The organism is Hymenobacter psychrotolerans DSM 18569, assembly GCF_900142395.1.
Lineage (GTDB): Bacteria > Bacteroidota > Bacteroidia > Cytophagales > Hymenobacteraceae > Hymenobacter > Hymenobacter psychrotolerans.
This window is the reverse complement of record NZ_FRAS01000015.1, coordinates 101,149-121,976: the sequence shown is the minus strand read 5'-3', so window position 1 is coordinate 121,976 and position 20,828 is coordinate 101,149. Positions and strand designations below refer to the sequence as shown.

Here is a 20,828-nt window from a genome sequence, read left to right as displayed (position 1 = left end):
TATGCGTAATTCCCTCTTCTATTCCGGCCTGCTTGGCCTGCTTCTGCCCTGCACCAGCCTGGCCCAGAACCAACCGGTTCCGGCAGATACCACCCGCCAGCACTACACGTACCAGGAAACCATGCCCGTATTTCCGGGCGGCCAGGAGGCGCTGTTCAAGCTCCTGACTGAGGGCCTGCAGTACCCGCCCAAGGCGCTGCGCGATGGAGTGCAGGGCAAGGTCTACCTCACGTTTGTAGTGCAGCCTACCGGCGACGTCGCCGATATCAAGGTGAAGCAGGGCGTGCGGGCCGACCTGGACGAAGAAGCGCTGCGCATAGCCCAGCGGCTGAAAACCGTGCGTTGGCAGCCCGGCACCCAGAATCAGCGGCCGGTTTCGGTGGTGTATACTGTGCCGCTCACTTTCAGCCTTACGAAAAGTTCTGTAGCGCTGGCTTCGGATTCGCTGGATGCTAACCCCGGCCCGGCCATTGTGCTGCCCTCGCGCCTCTGGACCGCCGCCGAAAAAACCGTGCCCACCGACAAAGGCGTGCTCTACGGCAACTGCGTGCAGCGGCTGGGCTTCAGCAGCGGCGGCCTGCCCCAGTATGTGCGCGTCCTGAACCTGACCACGGGCAAATTCTACCGGATTCTGGTAAAGCCCGCCATGCGCAGCCGCAGCGAAAATGGCTTTTGCGTGGCGCTGCCGCCCGGCCGCTACGCCCTGCAGTGGTACGAGTATTCGTATGGCCTTGAAGCGCTGCGCAAGCCGGGCCAGGGCCCGCTCACAGCTACCCGGTACGTGTTTGAGCTGGAGCCGGGCCAGATGCACTACGTGGGCAAGTGGGACTTGTCGCAGCCCAATGCGCCGCGCTTCCTCAACGAAAAGGCGCAGCTGGACGCGCACTTTTCCGCCGAAACCAAGGCCCTGTACGAAGCTGCCCGCACCAGCCTGCCGCAGTAAGCCCGCTTTTCCACCGTGGACTCCGCCGAAACCCGCAAAATCATTCACCTCGACATGGATGCCTTCTATGCCTCGGTGGAGCAGCGCGACAACCCGGCGCTGTGCGGGCGGCCCGTGGCGGTGGGTGGCTCACGGCAGCGGGGCGTGGTAGCGGCAGCCTCCTATGAGGCCCGAGCCTTTGGGGTGCGCTCGGCCATGCCTTCCGTTACAGCCTTGCGCAAGTGCCCGGAGCTGGTATTCGTGAAGCCGCGGTTTGAGGTGTACAAGGAAGTGTCGCGGCAGATTCGGGCCATTTTCGCCGAGTACACGCCCCTCATCGAGCCGCTTTCCCTGGACGAAGCCTACCTCGACGTAACCCAGAACCTGAAAGGCCTGCCGCTGGCCACGCAGGTAGCGCGCGAAATCAGGGCCGATATTCTGCGCCAGACCCAGCTCACGGCCTCGGCGGGCATCAGCTACAACAAGTTTCTGGCGAAGCTGGCCTCCGACTACCGCAAGCCCAACGGGCAGTTCGTCATCAGGCCCGAGCAGGGGCCGGCTTTCGTGGAGCAGCTGCGGGTAGGCGAATTCCACGGCATCGGGCCGGCCACGGCAGCGCGCTTCAACCAGCTGGGCATCTTCACGGGTCTGGAGCTGCGGCAGCAGACCGAGACGTTTCTGCGGCAGCACTTCGGCAAGGCCGGCTCCTACTACTACCACATTGCCCGCGCCATCGACCACCGCCCCGTAGTGCCCGACCGGGTGCGCAAGTCGGTGGGCTCGGAAACCACTTTCGAGGAAGACCTGACGGAAGAGGCGCAGCTACTGGCCGGCCTGCAGCCCTGCCTCGAATCGGTGTGGGCGTATTGCGAACGGGTAGGCATGCTGGGCCGCACGCTCACGCTCAAAATCAAATACGCCGACTTCCAGCAGATTACGCGCAGCCGCACGGTGCTGGCACCTTTGGCAAGCCAGGCAGCGCTGGAGCAAATCAGCCGGGAGCTGGTGGCGGCCTGCCTGCCGCTGCCCAAAGGTGTGCGGCTGGTGGGCGCGTCGCTCTCCAACCTCGAAACCGTGGAAGACACCGCCGGCAAGCAGCTGACGTTGGGCTTCTAGCTGGCTGGCGGCGTAGGCGTTTTCCTGGTTTTGGCCTTGGCGTCGGGCTTCTGTGGCTTCTTGCGGGCCGCACGGCGGGCTTTGCGCCGCTGCCGCAGGCCAGCCAGCCGCTGACGCTCGACTTTGCGTTCGGCGCGCATCTGCATTCGTTCGGGGAGGCGGGCCATCAGCCGCTCGCGCACGTACTGGGCCAGGCTGGAAAGTGGCACCAGCGTGGTAGTGCGCAGAAAGTGTAGCACCTCGGCACGGCGCAGGCCGCTTATGCCGCGCAGGCCGCGGGCCATCAGAAACTGTTTCACTTCTTCCAGCAGCAGCAGGCTGGCCAGGGGCGCGGGCTCCACGGTGGCGTTGTAGGCAGCCGCCCGGTGCACGCGCAGCTCCCCTCCCGCCACTACCAGCACGCCTACCCAGTCGGGCAGTAGCGGCAGCAGCTTGGGTAGGTGCCTTTCCGTCACCACAAACGTCACGAAGTCATACACTTCACCGTAGCAGCGCAGCTGGTTGGGCACGCGCTGCAGCGTATCGGAGTCGCCTTTTACTTCGTAGCCGTGCAGAAAGTGCTCCGTGATATGCACCACATCGGCGCGGGTGGTGCCGGTGGGCAGCTCATCGATGTACACGCCGCCGGGCAGCAATGGATAGAGCAGCGCACGAATTTCCGGGTCGTTCATAGAAAACAAGCAACCATATGGCCGGCCGGTTGGTGCCCGGTTCGCCACGGTGCGTACGCACGAAGTTGCACCGCACTTTCTGCTTGGTCAAGAAAAAAAAAGAGCCGGGCCGCAACGTGTGCGGCCCGGCTCTTAGCGCAAAGCAAAACGAGGCTACTAATCAGCGTCGGTTTTGATTTTACGCTTCTTCTTCTTGTCTTTTACTTTACCATCGGCCGGCATGGTGGTAGCCGGGGCCACGCTGGTGCTCGACTGCGTTTCTACCGTAGTAGTGGTAGAAGCGGGCTGCGTAGTGGTGGTGGAATTGATGACACCGGGCGCAGGCTGCGTCTGAATTGTGGTGCTCTGCTCGGGCTGCGTGGTGGTCGTGGTCGTGGTGTTGGTGGTCTGTGCATTAGCAGCCGACACACCTGTCACGAGCACAGCGGCGAGGACAAGTAGCTTTTTCATGAGCATGGGTTTAGGTGAACTGATCCGAAATACAGGGAGAATGTTTTTCGGTTAGCCTTCAACGGGCCGGTAGCGGTTGAGGTTCGTTTTGCCCGAATTTTCTACTTTTCTCCTGTGCTCTTGAGTCGCGGTACAGCCTGCTCATTTTTCACTTTCAGCTTTCTGCATTTTCAGCAAATCAAGCTGATATGAGCAGAAGCATTGTATGCTACAGGTCACAGAAAAGCACATGCAGCTCTGGACTCTGCGGCTGCCTTCTGACGACTTGCAACGCCAACTGGCTTAGGTTTCAGATAATCCGCTTGTGCATTTTTCAGCTGCAGTTTGCCAGGGAATGGCCAAGACATAAAAATTCTTTTACTTTGCATCTCAAAGTTCTTTTAATAATCGATTTCCGCACATATAGTCCAGAGTAATCTAAGCCCAGTTGCGAAATGGCTTTGCTCACGACTTACGTCTCCCCTGTTATGCCGCAACACCCGACCTACTTCGTGGCTCCTGACTCTGTAGTGCGCCGCATCTGGGGCAAGGCCGATACGGTGCTGTTCATTTTTGCGGGCGCCGCCGCCGAGTTTGCCCTGAACAAAGCCGTGGACTGGCTTTACTTCACTGGCCGCCTGCCCGCCGACCCACTGGCCCGCCTGTTTTCTACCGTAGAATATGCCCGGCAGATTGTGTTTGCCGAGCGCGCCGGCGCGGAGCAGGCCATTGACACCATCACGGCTATTCATGCGGCCGTGGAAGCCAAACGAGGCATGGCCATTCCGGCCTGGGCCTACCGCGACGTGCTGTTCATGCTCATCGACTATTCCATCCGGGCATTTGAAGCACTGGAGCGGCCACTCAGAACGGAGGAAAAGGCGGAAGTTTTTACCGTTTTCACACGGGTTGGCCAGCGTATGGGCATTCCGGGCTTGCCGGCTTCGCATACCGAGTGGCTGCCTATGCGGCAGCAACATCTGCAAGAGCACCTCGAACACAGCCGATTCACGGCCGACCTCTACCGACAATACGCGCACCACCTAGGGCCCATCCGCTACCGGCTCCTGCTGCAGGCCCAGCGCATTGTGGCTCCTCAGCCAGTCTGTGGGCTGCTGCGCCTGAGCCGCACGCCATGGCTGCAGCCGGTACTGTTGGCCTACCGCTATATGCAGCATCTGCGCTTCAGCAAGTGGGCGCGGGCCAGCCTCCTGCCCACCGAGTATAAAGAGAAAATCCTGCGCCTGGACATCGTGCCGCAGGCTACAGCTGCCGTGCCAGCCTGAACGAAAAAAAGGCCGCTCCCAGGAGCGGCCTTTTTTTCGTTCAGTTGGCTGGATTGCTACTTCAGCAGCTCGTGCAACACGGTTTGCATGGAAAACACCCGGTTGCCGGCCTCCTGAATTACTAGGGAATTTGGCGAGTCCAGAATGGCGTCGGACACTTCCACGTTGCGGCGCACCGGCAGGCAGTGCAGAAATTTGGCGTTGTTGGTGCCGGCCATGTGTTCGGGCGTCAGCATCCAGCTGGGGTCGTTGCTGAGGACCTGGCCGTAGTCCTGGTAGCTGCTCCAGTTCTTGGCCTGCACGAAGTCGGCACCTTCCAGGGCTTTCTTCTGGTCGTACTCGATGCGGGCGCCTTTCGTGAATTTGGGGTCCAGCTCGTAGCCCTCGGGGTGGGTTATCACGAAATCCACCCAGTCTACTTCCGAGAACCAGTCGCAGAACGAGTTGGGCACGCACTGGGGCAGGGCACGCACGTGCGGAGCCCAGGTCAGCACCACTTTCACCCGCTCCTTCTGCTTGTGCTCGGCTACCGTAATCAAGTCGGCAAACGACTGCAGCGGGTGCAGCGTGGCGCTTTCCAGGCTCACGACCGGCACGGTGGCGTACTTGAGAATCTTGTTGAAGACTTCTTCGCTGTAGTCGGCCTCGCGGTCCTTAAGCGTGGGGAAGGTGCGCACGCCCAGCACGTCGCAGTACTGGCTCATCACGGCAATGGCCTCCTTGATATGCTCCTGGGTGCCGCCGTTCATCACCGCGCCATCGGCCATTTCCAGCGTCCAGGAGTCGGCGCCGGCGTTGAGCACCCAGGCTTGCGCGCCCAGGTTGTAGGCCGCTTTCACGGAGCTAAGCCGGGTGCGCAGGCTGGGGTTGAAGAAAATGAGGCCGACTGTTTTGTTGCGCCCGATGTGCTGGTAGCCATACGGATTGGCCTTGATTTCCAGGGCTTGCTGCAACAGTGCTTTATAGTCGCCCGCATCGGCGAAGGAGGTGAAGTTTTTCATTTTGTAGGCTTCTTTGCCTGTGATTTATACTTGATGACAAACGCTTGTGCGTCCCTCAAATTTTCAGGATATTGAACGTATTGCTCAATGCGGTTTAAATAATTGGACGGGTCGTTTCGCTCAACTATGTGCTGATATGGAAAACCATTTTCAATCAGGAATTTTACCGTGTCCCATTTAGCCGATTCACTTTTCTTAGGAGGCCGAAATCTGTGCGGCAACCGAATTGTTGGCTGGCCGCATTGTTTGCAAACAATAGAGCCGACAACACCAAAAGGCATGTTGAAGGCTGTATGGCAGTTCAAGCAAACATTCTTATGTCCCATTATTGACAAAGTAAACCCAAGAGCGTCATGCTGAGCTTGTCGAAGCATCTCTACCGCTTCGTATATTATTTAGCCGCTCCATGTTTCCAAATCAATCAGCTGCCATTCAGGATTGAACGCCGTAATCAACGCATTCTTCTTACTACGTGTCCAGCCTTTCAACTGCTTTTCTCGCGCAATGGCCTGCGTAGCATCCTGACAAAGCTCAAAGTAGACCAGCAAATCCGCCTGATACCGACCAGTAAATTTGCCAGCATCACCCCGGCCACTGCTGTGCTCGTAGAGTCGCCGCGTGAGGTCGTTGGTAATACCTATATACAGGACAGTTTTAGTCGGATTGGTCAGGATGTAGACGTACATGTATCTACAGTATGAAGAAAATCAGAACGTCATGCTGAGCTTGTCGAAGCATCTCTACCGTTAGTAACTCACTCGTTACAACGAAGCGGTAGAGATGCTTCGACTCCGCTCAGCATGACGTTCTTTTGTTTTCTAGTGAGACTTATTACATCGCCTTATACTCATTCCAGCTCTTGATCTTCAAGTCCTTCATTTCCAGGGTGCAGAAAGCCTGAATAAACGCCTTCGCCAGTCGCGCATTCGTCAGCAAACCGATACCAAAATCCACGGCGGTGCGGCGGATTTTGTAGTCGTTGTCCAGCTCGCCCTTCGAGAGGTTCTTAGGAATGTTGATGACCAGGTCGATTTTCTTCTCCTTGAGGTAGGTCAGCACGTTGGGCTCCTGGTAGTCGTCGGGCCAGAAGAGCAGGCTGCTGGGGATGCTGTTTTCGGCGAAGAAGCGGTGCGTGCCTTGGGTGGCGTAGATGGTGTAGCCCTTCTTCACCAGCAGCTCCACGGCCGACAGCAACGCTACTTTCGACTTGATGGGGCCGCCGGAAATCAGCACCGACTTCTGCGGAATCTTGTATCCTACGCTCAACATCGACTTCAGCAGCGCTTCCTCGGCGGTGTCGCCCAGGCAGCCTACCTCGCCGGTGCTCACCATATCCACGCGCAACACGGGGTCGGCGCCGGGCAGGCGGGTGAAGGAGAACTGCGGGGCCTTCACGCCCACGAAGGGCAAGTCGTACACCCGCTCGCTCTCGTCGCGCTCAACGTGCTTGCCCAGCAGTACCTGCGTGGCCTTTTTGATCAGGTTGTTGCCCGATACTTTCGACACGAAGGGGTAGCTGCGCGAGGCGCGGATGTTGCACTCAATCACCCGGATTTCGCCGTCTTTTTCCAGAAACTGGATGTTGAACGGCCCGCTGATTTCGTAGCGCCGGGCAATCTTCTCAGCAATGATTTTGAGCTTGCGGATGGTGCCCACGTACACCTTCTGGGGCGGGTAGTACATGGTGGCGTCGCCGGAGTGCACGCCGGCAAACTCCACGTGCTCGGAAATGGCGTAGCTCACGATTTCGCCCTTGTCGGCCACCGCGTCCAGCTCAATTTCCTTGGCTTCCTGCATAAACTCCGACACCACCACCGGGTACTCGGCGCTTACCTCTGAAGCGGCCCGCAGGAAAGCTTCCATCTCGAAAGCATTAGAAACCACGTTCATGGCCGCACCCGACAGCACGTAGCTCGGACGAATCAGTACGGGGTAGCCTACCTCGCCCACAAATTCGAACATAGCATTCAGGGAGGTCAGCTCCTTCCAGCGGGGCTGCGCAATGCCCAGTTCGTCCATGATGCTGCTGAACTTGTGGCGGTTCTCGGCCTCGTCAATGCGGGCCGGCGCGGTGCCCAGGATGGGAGCCTTGGCGTCGGCCAGGCGAGTAGCGAGGTTGTTTGGAATCTGCCCACCGGTGCTCAGGATTACGCCTTGCGGCTGCTCGAACTCCAAGATGTCCATCACCCGCTCGAAGCTCAGTTCCTCGAAATACAGCCGGTCCGACACGTCGTAGTCGGTCGAAACGGTTTCGGGGTTGTAGTTGATGATGATGGTTTTGTAGCCTTCCTCCGCAGCTGTCTGCACGGCATTTACGCCGCACCAGTCGAACTCCACGGAACTACCAATACGGTACACGCCCGAACCTAGCACCACAATCGACTTGTCGGTTTCTTGCGCCAGGTCGTTTTCGGTGCCGTGGTAGGTGCTATAGAGGTAGTTGGTTTTGGCCGGGAATTCAGCCGCCAGCGTGTCAATCTGCTTGATAACCGGCAGCACGCCCAGGGCCTTGCGGCGGGCCCGCACCAACAGCTCGTCGGCTTTCACGTCGCCCTCGCCCAGCACCTTCACGGCAATCTGCTGGTCCGAGAAGCCAGCTTTCTTGGCTTCGCGCAACAGGACAGTTTCCAGGGCATCCAGGCCACTGCCGCGACGCTCAGCCAGCTGCTGGCCCAGCTCGAAAATGGTGAGCAGGCGCTGCAAAAACCACAAGTCAATCTTGGTCAGATCGTGGACCTGCTGGACGGTGTAGCCGGCCTCGAAAGCCAGGTTGATGGCGAAGATGCGCTCCTCGTTCGGCTCGCTCAGCAGCTGGTCGATGGTAGCGGTGTCCACCTGTTCGGGCTTGTTAGCCACGAAGCCGCGCTTGCCGGTATCCAGCATGCGCAGGCCCTTCTGGATGGCTTCCTCGAACGATTTGCCAATGGCCATTACCTCGCCCACGCTCTTCATGGCCGAGCCAATCTGCCGGTTTACGTCCGCAAACTTGCCAAGGTCCCAGCGCGGCAGCTTTACCACCACGTAGTCCAGAGCCGGCTCGAAGAAGGCCGAGGTGGTCTGCGTCACGCTGTTTTTCAGCTCGGCCAGCGAGTAACCCAAACTCAGCTTGGCGGCCACAAACGCCAGCGGGTAGCCCGTGGCCTTGGACGCCAGCGCCGAGGAGCGCGACAGGCGCGCATTTACCTCAATCACGCGGTAATCCTCCGACACGGGGTCGAGGGCGTACTGGATGTTGCACTCGCCCACGATACCCAGGTGGCGGATGGTTTTGATGCCGATGCTGCGCAGCTTGTGGTACTCCCGGTTGCTGAGCGTCTGCGACGGGGCCACCACGATGCTCTCCCCGGTGTGAATGCCGATGGGGTCGAAGTTCTCCATGTTGCAGACCGTGATGCAGTTGTCATACTGGTCGCGCACCACTTCGTACTCCACTTCCTTCCAGCCCTTCAAGGATTCTTCCACCAGAATCTGGTCAGAAGTCGTGAAGGATTTCTGGACTAGGGCCCGCAGTTCGTCTATGTTGTTGGCGAAACCGCTACCTAGGCCACCCAGCGCAAACGCCGCCCGCACGATGATGGGGAAACCGATTTTCTCGGCCGCGGCCAGCGCGTCTTCCATGGTTGTCACGGCCACGCTGCGGGCCGAAAGCACACCAATCTGATCGAGCTTTTCCTTGAAGATGTCGCGGTCCTCGGTGTCGATGATGCTCTGCACGGGCGTGCCGAGCACCTTCACGTTATACTTCTCGAACACGCCGGCGCGGTACAGGGCCACGGCGCAGTTCAGGGCCGTCTGGCCGCCGAAGGCCACCAGGATGCCGTCGGGCTGCTCCTTCTTGATGACTTCCTCCACGAAGTAGGGCGTCACGGGCAGGAAGTACACGTCGTCGGCAATGTCGTCCGACGTCTGCACGGTGGCAATGTTGGGGTTGATGAGGATGGTGCGGATGCCTTCCTCTTTCAGCGCCTTGAGGGCCTGCGAACCGGAGTAATCGAACTCACCGGCCTCCCCGATTTTGAGGGCGCCGGAACCGAGGATGAGGACTTTGTTGGGTTTGTTCATTTTGGGGTTAGTATGCAAAAAGAACGTCATGCTGAGCTTGTCGAAGCATCTCTACCGCTTCGTTGGGGTCAGCCGGCCCACGTTTCTAAGTCAATGGCTTGCCAGCTTGGATTGAACGCAGCAATGAGTGCGTCTTTCTTGGCCCGCGTCCAGCCTTTCAGCTGCTTTTCCCGCGCTATGGCTTGAACGGCATGGGGGCAGATTTCAAAGTACACCAGCAAGTCAGCCTGATACCGCCCGGTAAATTTTCTGGCGTCGCCCCGCCTGCTGCTGTGCTCGTACAGGCGGCGCTGAAGGTCGTTCGTTACGCCGATGTAGAGCACGGTTTGGGTGGGGTTGGTCAGGATGTAGACGTACATGCTGGGGGGGGGCAGAACGTCATGCTGAGCGAAATCGAAGCATGCCTACTGCTGCACATATTCTTTTCCTATTGCATAATACAAGCGGGACCCTGGTGGAATGTAAAGCTGAGAATCCATTATCTTACCTTGCAGCTGATTACTAATGTATTCATGGTCATTTGCATAAAAAACGAAGTTCCTTTTTCCAATTAAAAGCCTGGTAGGAGTGACAATTATACAGCTATACTTGTGCGGCGAAATACGTTTTTTATCTAAATCATACACCTTGAACCTTGTAAACTTTCGTTTCCAGTGTAAGTTGAGCGAAAGAGGATTCATACGATTATTGATTCCTAATTCCAAACACTTCCATTCGCGTTGAACTGCCACTACGTTTGAATCAATAGAAATTCGTTTGGTAGACCAAAAAGGCCAAGGCCGAAGTTGCGCGTAAGATGAAGTAGACGACCAAATAACGAGCAGCAAACTGGTGCATAGCAGGATTCTCATTGTTCAAAGTCGAGAACGGATTACATTCAACGATTTCCAACGAAGCTGTAGAGATGCTTCGACAAGCTCAGCATGACGTTCTTTTTCGGTCGTTCTGCTACCTGCTACTTGCCAGCTTTGTACTTCTCTACCTCGTCCAGAAACTGGTCAAACAGAAACTCCGTGTCCTGAGGGCCGCCGGCGGCTTCAGGGTGAAACTGGGTGGAGAAGAACGGCTTGGTTTTGTGCTTGATGCCTTCGCAGGTGCCGTCGTTGAGATTCTCGAACAGCATGGTCCACTCGGCGGGCAGCGTTTCGGTGTCTACCGCGAAGCCGTGGTTCTGGCTGGTGATGTAGCAGCGCTGGGTGCCGGTGAGCTTCACGGGCTGGTTGTGGCTGCGGTGGCCGTACTTAAGCTTGAAGGTGTCGCCGCCCGCCGCCAGGCCCATCAGCTGGGAACCCAGGCAGATGCCGAAAATGGGTTTGTCCTGCTGCAGGGCTTTTTGCAGGTGCCGGATGGTGGCGTCGCACATTTTCGGGTCGCCGGGGCCGTTGCTCAGGAACAGGCCGTCGTAGTCGAGCGTGGTGAAGTCGTAGTTCCAGGGCACCCGAATCAACTCCACGTCGCGCTCCAGGAAGCAGCGGATGATGTTGGTTTTGGTGCCGCAGTCTACCAGCACGATTTTGTGCTGGCCCGAGCCGTAGTGCTGCACGCCTTGGGGGCTCACCTGGGCCACCAGGTTTTCCAGGTTGGGGTCGTGCAGGGGTACGTCCTGCTCGGCCACAATTTTGCCGAGCATGGCCCCCTTCTCGCGCAGCTTCTTGGTGAGCATACGCGTATCCACGCCGAAGATGCCGGGGATGTTGTACTCCGCCAGCCAGTCGCCCAGGCTCTTGGCGGCGTTCCAGTGGCTGTGCTCCTCGGAGTAGTAGTTCACCACCAGCCCGGCAATGTGAATCTTGTCCGACTCGAAAATCTTGGAAATCGACTCGTACAGCTCCTCACCCGGCACGCCATAGTTGCCCACCATCGGGTAGGTCAGTACCAGAATCTGGCCGGCGAAGGACGGGTCGGTAAGGTTTTCGGGGTAGCCGGTCATGGCCGTGCTGAACACCACCTCGCCCGCGGCCGAGGTAAAGGCACCGAAAGAAGTACCCTCGATTTCGGTGCCGTCTTCCAGCACTAGTTTTACTGTTTGGGACATCTGGTTGTTCTATTGCAGAGACACAACATGTTGCGCCTCAATCGTTGCTGACGTTGTTAAAGCTGCGTTGTTCTGACACAAGTCGTTCAACGACGAGACGCGAAATAGTGCGTCTCTACACCGTCCTGGTCCAGCGCCGAAGCCTGCTGGATGACAGGTGTTGACTTCTCCGTCAGTGCATACAGCGCCTGCAGGAAACGATCAACTTCGGCTTTAGTGATGTTGAGTGGCGGGAGCAGGCGGAGCACTGTCGGGTCAGAAGCGTTGCCCACGAAGATGTGATAGTCTGAGAGCAGCTTGTCGCGTACGTCCTTAATGGGGAAGTCGTACTTGATGCCCACCATCAGACCGCGGCCGCGGATTTCCTCGGCCCCGGCGTGGGCTTCCAGCTCCGTGCGGAGGTAGTGGCCTAGCTCGGCGGCGTGCTGCACCAGGTTTTCCTGCTCAATCACCTCCAGCACCGCCAGGGCGGCTGCGCAAGCCAAGTGGTTGCCGCCGAACGTGGTGCCCAGCAAGCCATAAGATGCCTTCAGCTCCGGCGCAATCAGGATGCCGCCGATGGGGAAGCCGTTGCCCATGCCTTTGGCCACCGAAATAACATCGGGGCGGATGCCGGCGTGCTGGTGCGCGAAGAATTTGCCGCTGCGGCCGTAGCCGCTCTGCACTTCGTCGGCAATCAGCAGGGCACCGTACCGTTTGCACAGCGCGGCTAGGCCAGTCAGGAACTCATCAGAAGGCATGATGATGCCGCCTACCCCCTGAATGGGCTCGATGATGGCCGCGCACACGTCGCCGCCTTGCAGCACCTGCTCTACCGCGGCTAGGTCATACTCCACGAAGGAAATGGCATGGTCGGCGTTGAAGGGCGCTACGATTTTAGGGTTATCAGTAGCGGCTACTGCCCCGGAGGTGCGGCCGTGGAAAGCGCCTTTGAAGGCCACCACGCGCTTTTTGCCGGTGTGGAAGGAGGCCAGCTTCAGGGCATTCTCGTTGGCCTCAGCGCCGGAGTTGCACAGGAACAGCGAGTAGTCCTCGTAGCCCGACACCTGGCCTAGCTTGTGGGCTAGCTGCGCCTGAATCGGAATCTGCACCGAGTTGGAGTAGAAGCCGATGTTCTGCAGTTGCTCCGTGAGGCGCTGCACGTAGTGCGGGTGGCTGTGGCCGATGGAAATAACGGCGTGGCCGCCGTAGAAATCCAGGTATTCCTGGCCCTTATCGTCCCAGAGTTTCGCCCCCATCGCCTTTACCGGCGTGATGTTGACGAGCGGATACACGTTGAAAAGCTCCATGGTTTTGCGGTATTCCCAGGGTTGAAACCCTGGGCTAGTCAGCGAAAATGTAAAGAGACTGGCTGGGCCCTGCGTAGCCCAGGGTTTCAACCCTGGGACACCTGTGCCGCTAAAACAGCCCCGCTTTCAATCCTAGGCCAGTCGTTTCCGGTAGGCCAAATAGCAGGTTCATGTTCTGCACGGCTTGGCCGGAAGCGCCTTTCACCAGGTTGTCGATAACCGAGGTGATAAGCAGCTGCTTGCCGAATTTCTGCACGTGCAGCAGGCACTTGTTGGTATTCACTACCTGCTTCAGGTGGATTTCCTTATCCGATACCGTGGTGAACGGCGCATCGGCGTAGAATTGCTGGTACAGCTCCCGCGCCTCTTCCTGGGTCAGGTCCGACGGCGTGTAGACGCTGGCGAAGATGCCCCGCGTGAAGTTGCCACGGTACGGGATGAAGTGCATGGCGCTATCCAGCTGCGGCTGCAGCTGCGCCAGGCTCTCCCCGATTTCGCCGAGGTGTTGGTGCGTGAAGGGCTTGTAGATGGACACGTTGTTGGTGCGCCACGAGAAGTGCACCGTCTCCGACAAGCTCTGCCCCGCGCCCGTACTGCCCGTTATGGCCGATACGTGCACATCGTCCGTGAGCTTACCCGCTTGCGCCAGGGGTAGCAACGCCAGCTGGATGGCCGTAGCGAAGCAGCCGGGGTTGGCAATACTCTGGGCCTGCTGAATGCGGCTCCGGTTCAACTCCGGCAACCCGTACACAAACTCCCGGCCTTCAAACTCCGCGTCAGCTTCCAGGCGGAAGTCGTTGCTGAGGTCGATGATGTGGGTGGTTTCTGGTAGCTCGTGCTGGGTTAGCCAATCTTTAGAGTTGCCATGGCCCAGGCATAGGAACACCACGTCTTCATCACCGGCCAGCTCCGAGGCAAACACCAGGTCCGTCTCGCCCACCAAGTCATCATGCACCTGGTAGATAGGGTTTCCGGCGTTGGAGGAACTGACGATGGCACCTAGCTCCGCGTACTCGTGGTGCAGCAGAATGCGAAGTAGCTCCCCCGCCGTGTAGCCGGCCCCGCCGACGATGCCGACCTTAATTTTCATCGTTGAAGGAGCTATGAATCCGCAGCTGGTTGCTGAATATCTTGATGAAGCCTTTCGCGTCCCGCGAATCCCAGGCGTTGTTTTCCTCGCCGTAGGTGGCCACCTTCGACTGCATCATGTCAAAGTCTGACTCAATGCCCAACAGCTCAAACTGGTAAGGCTTCAGCGTCACGTACACCGTGCCCGACACCCGCGCCTGCGACGACTCCAGGAACGCCTCCATGTCGCGCATCACCGGGTCGAGGTACTGGGCCTCGTGCAGCAGCGTGCCGTACCAGTTGGCAATGTAGTCTTTGTGCAACAGCTGCCAGCGGCTCGACACGTGCTTTTCCAGCAGGTGGTGGCCTTTGATGAGAATGAGCGGCGCGGGCGCCTCAAAGCCCACGCGGCCTTTAATGCCCAGAATCGTGTCGCCCACATGGGTATCGCGGCCGATAGCATACTGACCGGCCAGCTCGTTGAGGGCCACAATCAGGTCCACCGGATTCATGGTTTCGCCGTTCAGGGCTACCGGCTCGCCTTCCTCAAACGTAATGCTGATTTCCTGCGGCTCGGTTTTGGTAAGCTGCGTCGGCCAGGCCGCTTCGGGCAGGCCCTGGCGCGAAGTCAGGGTTTCTACCCCGCCCACGCTGGTGCCCCAGATACCTTTGTTAATGGAGTATTTGGCTTTTTCCCAGCTCATCTCCACCCCGTTGGCCTGTAGATATTCGATTTCCTGCTGGCGCGACAGGCCCAGGTCGCGGATGGGCGTGATGATTTCCGTATTAGGCGAAATCACCGAGAAGGCCACATCAAAGCGCACCTGGTCGTTGCCGGCGCCGGTGCTGCCGTGGGCAATGTAGTCGGCCTTGTTTTCGCGGGCGTATTCAGCCAGGGCCAGGCTCTGGAACATGCGCTCGGCACTTACGCTCAGCGGGTAGGTGTCGTTTTTTAGGATGTTTCCGGCCAGCAGGTAGCGCAGGCAGTCCTGGTAAAACCGCTCGGTTACGTCAATTACTTCGTGGCGCTTGGAGCCCATTTCATAGGCGCGTTTTTCGATTTCAGCCAATTCTTCCTTCGAAAAACCGCCTGAGTTAACGATGACCGTGTGGACTTCCAGGCCCAGCTCTTTCGTCAGATACACAACGCAGTAGGACGTATCCAAGCCGCCGCTGTAAGCTAAAACTACCTTTTTCATTTAGGAGAACTTAGAACTCAGATGTTAGCGCGTAGAAAGCAGGACTCGGAAGAGGGAAGTGAGAGCAAGGAAAACCCATTAGAACTGCTCTAAGCTCTAACGGCTCACTTCTAGGCTCTCTATCGTTCCTGACTCAGGATTTCGATGGTTTGCTGGCTGAACTGGTCGTCGAGCTTGTCGTAGACCATGCCGGTGCACAGGCACATTTTGCGCTCGTTTTCCATCAGGATGCCGTAGTTTTTGCAGCTCGAGCAGCCTTTCCAGAAATCGTCCGACTGGGTCAGCTCGGGGAAAGTGACGGGGCGGTAACCCAGCTCGTTGTTGATCTTCATCACGGCCGCTGAAGTCGTGATACCGAAAATCTTAGCCGCTGGGTATTTCGTGCGGGAAAGCTCAAACACGCGGTGCTTGATAGCGCGACCCAAGCCTTCTTTGCGCAACTCCGTGTTTACAATCAGCCCCGAGTTGACCACGAACTTGTTGTCCTCGAAGGTCTCGATGTAGCAGAAGCCGGCCAGTTGCTCGTCGATAAAGGCAATAATGGCGTCGCCTTTCACCATCTTCTTTAGCAGATAGTTAGGGTCGCGTTTGGCAATGCCGACGCCCCGCGCTTTGGCAGATTCGGCATACCACTGGCAAAGGGTGTCCACGTACTGCGCATCAGCAGCATCGGCGACTCGTAAAATCATGGTCGAAGCTCAGTTAGTTGCCTTTTGTGTACGGCAACAGACTCGAAAAGACGGTAAGGGAGGAGCTTGGAAACGAGGTCCAGGGTTGCGGCTTCGCTACCATCAGCGGGGTAGCTGACAGCCTGAAAAAGCTCGAAAAAGCAAGCGTCCGCTGAATTGCCCCGGTTGCGGGGTACTTAGGGTTCAGTCGGGCAAGGGTGCACTAGGGCCTACACTCGTGTCAAGTCGTTACTCTGAGAAACTTTCTTCCGTAGGGCGCTTACTGGGTGGCCCTCTCGCCAGGTTTTATCCTAAAAACCCCGACGACGTATTGCATGCCAGCTCTTAAGCTGGCATTGTTCGCACAACCAGGTTTGGTCGTCGCAGAAGCGCAATAGAAGAGAGAAGAGGCATTGACAACGGCCGCGGGGCGGCGTGGGGTGTTTCTGCGGTTTAAAATGAATAGGACCGCTAAATCGTTGCAAAACTAGATGTTTTTTTTTGGAAACTTTGCCGGCCCGGCCGCAAAAAATGTTCCCGGCTCCGGCGTGTTTGCGCCGGGCCGCGGCACCGGCAGCGGCTTCATTTGGCACTTGGCGGCCCGTTACGCCCATTTTTCCCGAATCCTATTCCATGCGCGAAGGCCTGAAAATTTTTAAAATCGGCGGCGGCATCATTGATGATGAAGCCCAGCTAGGCCACTTCCTGACGGAGCTGGCCCGCATCCCCGGCCGAAAAATCCTGGTGCACGGCGGCGGCAAAGGCGCCAGCCAGATGCTCCAGAACCTCGGCATCGAGCCCCAGATGGTGCAGGGCCGCCGCATCACCAACGCCCCTACCCTCGACATCGTGACGATGTTCTACGCCGGCAAAACCAACAAGCAGGTGGTGGCCTTGCTACAGGCGGCCGGCGTGGATGCGCTAGGCCTGTCGGGGGCCGATGGCAATGCTATTCGGGCCGTGAAACGCCCGGTAAAGGACATCGACTACGGTTTTGTGGGCGACTTGCCCGACGGTAGCGTCAATACGGAGCTGCTAGGCCAGTTGCTGCAGGCCGGCATCACGCCCGTGTTCTGCGCCATCACCCACGACGGCCTAGGCCAGCTGCTCAATACCAACGCCGATACCATTGCCAGCACTTTAGCGTGCGCTCTGGCCGTGCAGTATAAGGTGGAGCTGCACTTCTGCTTCGAGAAAGATGGGGTGCTTTCGGACACCAACGATGAGCACTCGGTGATTCCGCAGATTGTGCCGGCCCAGTATCAGCAGCTGAAGGCCGAGGGCGTTATTGCCGCCGGCATGGTGCCGAAGTTGGATAATGCTTTTGCCGCGCTAGAGGCCGGGGTGGAACGCGTAGTGATTGAAAACGCCCTGAAAATCAACGAATCCGTGAAAACTGTGCTATGCCGGAGCTAATCGAGCGGCTGACCGAGGACGCCATTGAGCTGCTGCAGGAGTTGATTCAGACGCCTTCCCTTTCGCGGGAAGAAGACCAGACAGCCGAGCTGATTTTCCGCTTCCTGACCTTCCACGGCGCCCACCCGCGGCGGGATAAAAACAATGTCTGGGCCGTGTCGAAGCACTTTGATGCCGCCAAGCCCACCATCCTGCTCAACTCCCATCACGACACCGTGAAGGCCGGCAACACCTGGACCTATGACCCGTTGGGCGCTGTAGTGGAAGGCGACAAGCTGATCGGCCTGGGCAGCAATGATGCGGGCGCCTCGGCGGTGAGTTTGCTCGCTACGTTCCTGTACTTTCACGAGCGCACCGACTTGGCCTACAACCTGATCTGCGCCATTACGGCGGAGGAAGAAGTGTCGGGGGCAAATGGTATCCGGAGCGTGTTGCCCCTGCTAGGCCACATCGACCTGGGAATTGTAGGAGAGCCCACCCAAATGGCCCTCGCCGTGGCCGAAAAAGGCCTCGTGGTGCTCGACTGCGTGGCTCATGGCCGGACAGGGCACGCTGCCCGGGAGGAAGGCGAAAACGCCCTCTACAAAGCCGTAGCCGATATTCGGTGGTTCGAGGAGTTCCGCTTCCCAGAGGTGTCGGAGCTGCTGGGCCCGGTGAAAATGACCGTGACGCAGATTCAGGCCGGCTCCCAACACAACGTGGTGCCGGACCGCTGCACGTTTGTGGTGGATGTGCGCACCAACGAGTTGTACTCCAACCAGGAGGTAGTGGAGCTGGTGCGCCAGCACGTCACGTCCGACGTTACGCCCCGCTCCACCCACCTCAACTCTTCCCACATCGAGCCAGGCCACCCGCTGGTGCAACGCGGTATAGCCCTGGGCCACCGCACGTTCGGCTCCGTGACGCTGTCGGATCAGTCGATGATGCCGTTTACCACGGTGAAAGTCGGCCCCGGCGACTCGGCCCGCTCCCACACCCCCGACGAGTACATTCTACTCAGCGAAATCCGTGCGGGTGTGCAGGGCTACGTAGCTTTGCTGGACGGGCTGGTGCTGTGAGGCCGCCCGAAGCCGATGCTTCGCGTATCGTTTAACGAAAGCCAAAAAGCACGTCATGCTGAGCTTGTCGAAGCATCTCGCGTGCTGACGTTGCAACAGTAATCATACGTCAGTACGCGAGATGTCTCGACAAGCTCGACATGACTGTCTGTCTACTATTTACCACGACTGCACTGGTCGTGACAACCAACCACGCAGCATGAAAATCTGGGATAAAGGCATTGCCGTCGATAAGAAGATTGAACAGTTCACCGTGGGCCGCGACCGGGAGCTGGATATGTACCTCGCGCAGTTCGACGTGCAGGCTTCCAAGGCCCAGGCCAACATGCTGGCGAAAGCCAGGCTGCTTTCCGGGGACGAAAACCAGCAGCTCCAGCAGGGCCTCACGGAGCTGGCCGCGCAACTCGAAAACGGCACCTTCACCATCGAGGAGGAGTTCGAGGATGTGCACTCCAAAATTGAGTACTACCTGACCGAGAAGTTCGGCGACGCGGGCAAGAAAATTCACACGGCCCGCTCCCGCAACGACCAGGTGCTGACGGCTATCCAGCTGTTCCTGAAGGACTACACCGAGCGGGCCGCCGCCAAAACACTGGAGCTGGTGCAGGTGCTGCTGCAGAAAGCCGAAACGCACAAAGAGGACCTGATGCCCGGCTACACCCACTTCCAGGCGGCCATGCCCAGCTCTTTCGGGCTGTGGTTTTCGGCCTACGCTGAGCACCTGCTGCTGGACTTGGCCCTGTTCGAAGCCGCCCACACCGTGGCCGACCAGAACCCACTGGGCTCCGGGGCCGGGTTCGGCAGCAGCTTCCCCATCGACCGGCTCCAGACCACCCGGGAAATGGGCTTCGGCAACCTCGCCGTGAGCAGCGTGGGCGCCCAAATGCTGCGCGGCAAAACTGAGAAGACTGTGGCGTTTGCTCTGGCCGGCATGGCTGCTACCCTCGCCAAAATGGCCTACGACCTGGTGATGTACAACTCGCAGGACATGGCCTTCGTGGAGTTGCCCAAGGAGTTTACCACCGGCTCCAGCATCATGCCCCACAAGAAAAACCCCGATGTATTTGAGCTGATCCGGGCGCGCTGCAATACCTTCCAAGCCCTGCCTAATACGCTCATGCTAGCCACCAGCAACCTGCCCAGCGGCTACCACCGCGACTTTCAGATTCTGAAGGAGCTGCTCTTCGAGCCCATGACCCAGATGCTCGACATCCTCGATATCGTGCTGTTCGCCCTGCCCCAGCTCCGCATCAAGCCCAACCTGCTGAATCAGGAGAAATACGACGCCGTGTTTACGGTCGAAAACATCAACCAGCTCATCCAGAGCGGCACGCCCTTCCGCACCGCCTACAAACAGGTAGGCTTGGCCGTGGAAGAAGGCTCGTACGTGCCGCACAAGGAGTTTCAGACCACGCACCTGGGCAGCGTGCACAACCTGGGCCTGGACGAAATACGGGCGAAAGTAGAGCGGCTGCGGCAGGGCAGCCGGCTGCTGTAGCGCCGGCCTCCCCCACTATGCGGCCCGGAACGCTGCCCGAAGCGCCGACCGGTTGCTACAGGCTGTCCGGCTTCCCCGAAACCCCTTCCGGGGTGCCCGAAGACCCAAAAGTATCTCCGGGAACGTCTTCGGTTGCTCCGGGAAGAGCTTCGGAGAGGCCGGGAGAGGCTTCGGGCAAGCCGGGCGACGCTTTGGTCGGGCCGGCAGGCGTTTCGGGTGGGCCGGGGGTGGTTTTGGTCGGACCGGGCGAGGCTTGGGCCGCTGCCGGGGGCGGTAGTAGTGGGCCGGGAAGCAGAGATAGGCAGATAGGCTTCGGGCAGCTTTCAACCCAATTTTAATTGAGATGAATACCGACGATGTACCGCTTCGTGATGGATACTGCGGGGTCTACGCTTAGGCTGATGCCACCACTAATCCGCTCCTTTTGCAGTGTGCCGAACATGGATAGCATCTGTTGCATCTCGCCGCGGGCTTTGTGTTCAAAAAACTCAAAACCCTGCAATTGAAATGCTTTGGTCTGGCCATACTTTTCGTCGGCATTGATAAAAGCAGTTTTCAGATTATCCAAAGCAGAAGGTGCAATATCAGCATCGTTTACTCGTGCCAGCAATTCATCATAACGTTTGTAAGCAATCAAGCTCCCTACTTCATCAAACTTATCTTTAGCCAGCTCTACTATTGCTAATTGCTTAAGGGTATATGCCTGCGTATACAGGTTGTTTTTTCCTTTAATTGCTATTTTTACATAAGAATAATTCTGTTTTTCTGCTTCAGTCAAGTTTGTGTAGAATAAGTAAGCACAATTAGACGCCGGGATGCTAAGCTTACTGAATTGCGTTCCAAGCTTATCATTAACCAATTCTAATTCCACGTAACGCCCTTGCAATTCTTCTGCGTTGGTTGAGGCGCCCATTCCGATTTTATAATTTACTTGTCCGCCATAATATTTGGCGACGGCATCAATACCTTTTTTTTCTACTTCCGGAACGCAGCCACACAGCATTACCAGCAACAGATACAACGATAGATTTTTGAGCATAAGTCCGCAAGAATTAAAACAGAAAGGCGTCCTGCAATAATACAGGACGCCTTTTACATTTCGGCACAACC

General features: G+C 58.0%; 19 protein-coding genes. 6 read left to right on the top strand and 13 right to left on the bottom strand.

What is annotated here, in order from left to right; genetic code table 11:
* Position 1 precedes the first annotated feature (1 nt).
* Entirely contained in the window at positions 2-943 is a 942-nt protein-coding gene (locus BUE15_RS14275; RefSeq protein ID WP_073286364.1) for an energy transducer TonB, read from the top strand.
* A 54-nt stretch (positions 944-997) separates the two neighbouring features.
* Positions 998-2,038, top strand: coding sequence for a DNA polymerase IV (dinB, locus tag BUE15_RS14270; RefSeq protein WP_084549070.1), 1,041 nt, complete (start codon positions 998-1,000; stop codon positions 2,036-2,038).
* On the opposite strand, the gene BUE15_RS14265 is transcribed toward dinB, so the two are convergent.
* Both BUE15_RS14265 and BUE15_RS14260 read right to left on the bottom strand, forming a co-directional pair.
* Complete coding sequence (locus tag BUE15_RS14265; protein ID WP_073286358.1) at positions 2,035-2,709, bottom strand: sce7726 family protein; 675 nt, start codon at positions 2,707-2,709, stop codon at positions 2,035-2,037. The genes dinB and BUE15_RS14265 overlap by 4 nt on opposite strands.
* 156 nt (positions 2,710-2,865) lie before the next feature.
* Positions 2,866-3,159 carry a hypothetical protein gene (locus BUE15_RS14260; protein ID WP_139252312.1) on the bottom strand — a complete coding sequence of 98 codons (294 nt, stop codon included), beginning with the start codon at positions 3,157-3,159 and terminating at the stop codon, positions 2,866-2,868.
* A 467-nt stretch (positions 3,160-3,626) separates the two neighbouring features.
* Here BUE15_RS14260 and BUE15_RS14255 point away from each other — a divergent pair, with 467 nt between their 5' ends.
* Entirely contained in the window at positions 3,627-4,424 is a 798-nt protein-coding gene (locus BUE15_RS14255; protein ID WP_073286352.1) for an oxygenase MpaB family protein, read from the top strand.
* A 56-nt stretch (positions 4,425-4,480) separates the two neighbouring features.
* Here BUE15_RS14255 and BUE15_RS14250 read toward each other — a convergent pair whose 3' ends face one another.
* The 10 genes from BUE15_RS14250 to BUE15_RS14210 all read right to left on the bottom strand — a co-directional run bounded on the left by BUE15_RS14250 (position 4,481) and on the right by BUE15_RS14210 (position 15,767).
* Positions 4,481-5,425: an N-acetylornithine carbamoyltransferase gene (locus BUE15_RS14250; RefSeq protein WP_073286348.1), complete on the bottom strand. Its 945-nt coding sequence runs from the start codon at positions 5,423-5,425 to the stop codon at positions 4,481-4,483.
* Complete coding sequence (locus tag BUE15_RS21635) at positions 5,422-5,751, bottom strand: hypothetical protein (protein WP_139252311.1); 330 nt, start codon at positions 5,749-5,751, stop codon at positions 5,422-5,424. Before BUE15_RS21635 ends, BUE15_RS14250 begins: the two co-directional genes overlap by 4 nt.
* Positions 5,752-5,820: 69 nt before the next feature.
* Positions 5,821-6,111, bottom strand: coding sequence for a GIY-YIG nuclease family protein (locus tag BUE15_RS14245; RefSeq protein WP_073286346.1), 291 nt, complete (start codon positions 6,109-6,111; stop codon positions 5,821-5,823).
* Between the two features lie 145 nt (positions 6,112-6,256).
* Positions 6,257-9,487, bottom strand: coding sequence for a carbamoyl-phosphate synthase (glutamine-hydrolyzing) large subunit (gene carB / locus BUE15_RS14240; protein ID WP_073286411.1), 3,231 nt, complete (start codon positions 9,485-9,487; stop codon positions 6,257-6,259).
* A gap of 68 nt (positions 9,488-9,555) precedes the next feature.
* The gene (locus BUE15_RS14235; protein ID WP_073286343.1) at positions 9,556-9,846 is read right to left on the bottom strand and encodes a GIY-YIG nuclease family protein; all 291 of its coding nucleotides are present in this window, start codon (positions 9,844-9,846) and stop codon (positions 9,556-9,558) included.
* Positions 9,847-10,442: 596 nt separating this feature from the next.
* A complete protein-coding gene (gene carA / locus BUE15_RS14230) occupies positions 10,443-11,522 on the bottom strand; it encodes a glutamine-hydrolyzing carbamoyl-phosphate synthase small subunit (RefSeq protein WP_073286339.1) in 1,080 nt (359 codons plus the stop codon).
* 86 nt (positions 11,523-11,608) lie between these two features.
* Entirely contained in the window at positions 11,609-12,811 is a 1,203-nt protein-coding gene (locus BUE15_RS14225; protein ID WP_084549064.1) for an aspartate aminotransferase family protein, read from the bottom strand.
* A gap of 109 nt (positions 12,812-12,920) precedes the next feature.
* Complete coding sequence (argC, locus tag BUE15_RS14220; protein WP_073286336.1) at positions 12,921-13,901, bottom strand: N-acetyl-gamma-glutamyl-phosphate reductase; 981 nt, start codon at positions 13,899-13,901, stop codon at positions 12,921-12,923.
* Positions 13,891-15,078, bottom strand: coding sequence for an argininosuccinate synthase (gene argG, locus BUE15_RS14215; RefSeq protein WP_073286333.1), 1,188 nt, complete (start codon positions 15,076-15,078; stop codon positions 13,891-13,893). The genes argC and argG overlap by 11 nt, the downstream gene beginning before the upstream one ends.
* Positions 15,079-15,197: 119 nt before the next feature.
* Positions 15,198-15,767, bottom strand: a complete 570-nt coding sequence (locus BUE15_RS14210) for a hypothetical protein (RefSeq protein WP_073286330.1) — start codon at positions 15,765-15,767, stop codon at positions 15,198-15,200.
* A 612-nt stretch (positions 15,768-16,379) separates the two neighbouring features.
* On the opposite strand from BUE15_RS14210, the gene argB reads away from it, so the two are divergent.
* From argB to argH, 3 genes are all read left to right on the top strand, one after another.
* Complete coding sequence (gene argB, locus BUE15_RS14205; protein ID WP_073286327.1) at positions 16,380-17,162, top strand: acetylglutamate kinase; 783 nt, start codon at positions 16,380-16,382, stop codon at positions 17,160-17,162.
* The gene (locus BUE15_RS14200) at positions 17,150-18,220 is read left to right on the top strand and encodes a M20 family metallo-hydrolase (protein ID WP_073286324.1); all 1,071 of its coding nucleotides are present in this window, start codon (positions 17,150-17,152) and stop codon (positions 18,218-18,220) included. The genes argB and BUE15_RS14200 overlap by 13 nt, the downstream gene beginning before the upstream one ends.
* A gap of 199 nt (positions 18,221-18,419) precedes the next feature.
* Positions 18,420-19,718: an argininosuccinate lyase gene (gene argH, locus BUE15_RS14195; RefSeq protein ID WP_073286321.1), complete on the top strand. Its 1,299-nt coding sequence runs from the start codon at positions 18,420-18,422 to the stop codon at positions 19,716-19,718.
* A 334-nt stretch (positions 19,719-20,052) separates the two neighbouring features.
* Here the strand turns inward: argH and BUE15_RS14190 are convergent, their stop codons facing one another.
* Positions 20,053-20,757, bottom strand: a complete 705-nt coding sequence (locus tag BUE15_RS14190; protein WP_073286319.1) for a hypothetical protein — start codon at positions 20,755-20,757, stop codon at positions 20,053-20,055.
* Positions 20,758-20,828 lie beyond the last annotated feature (71 nt).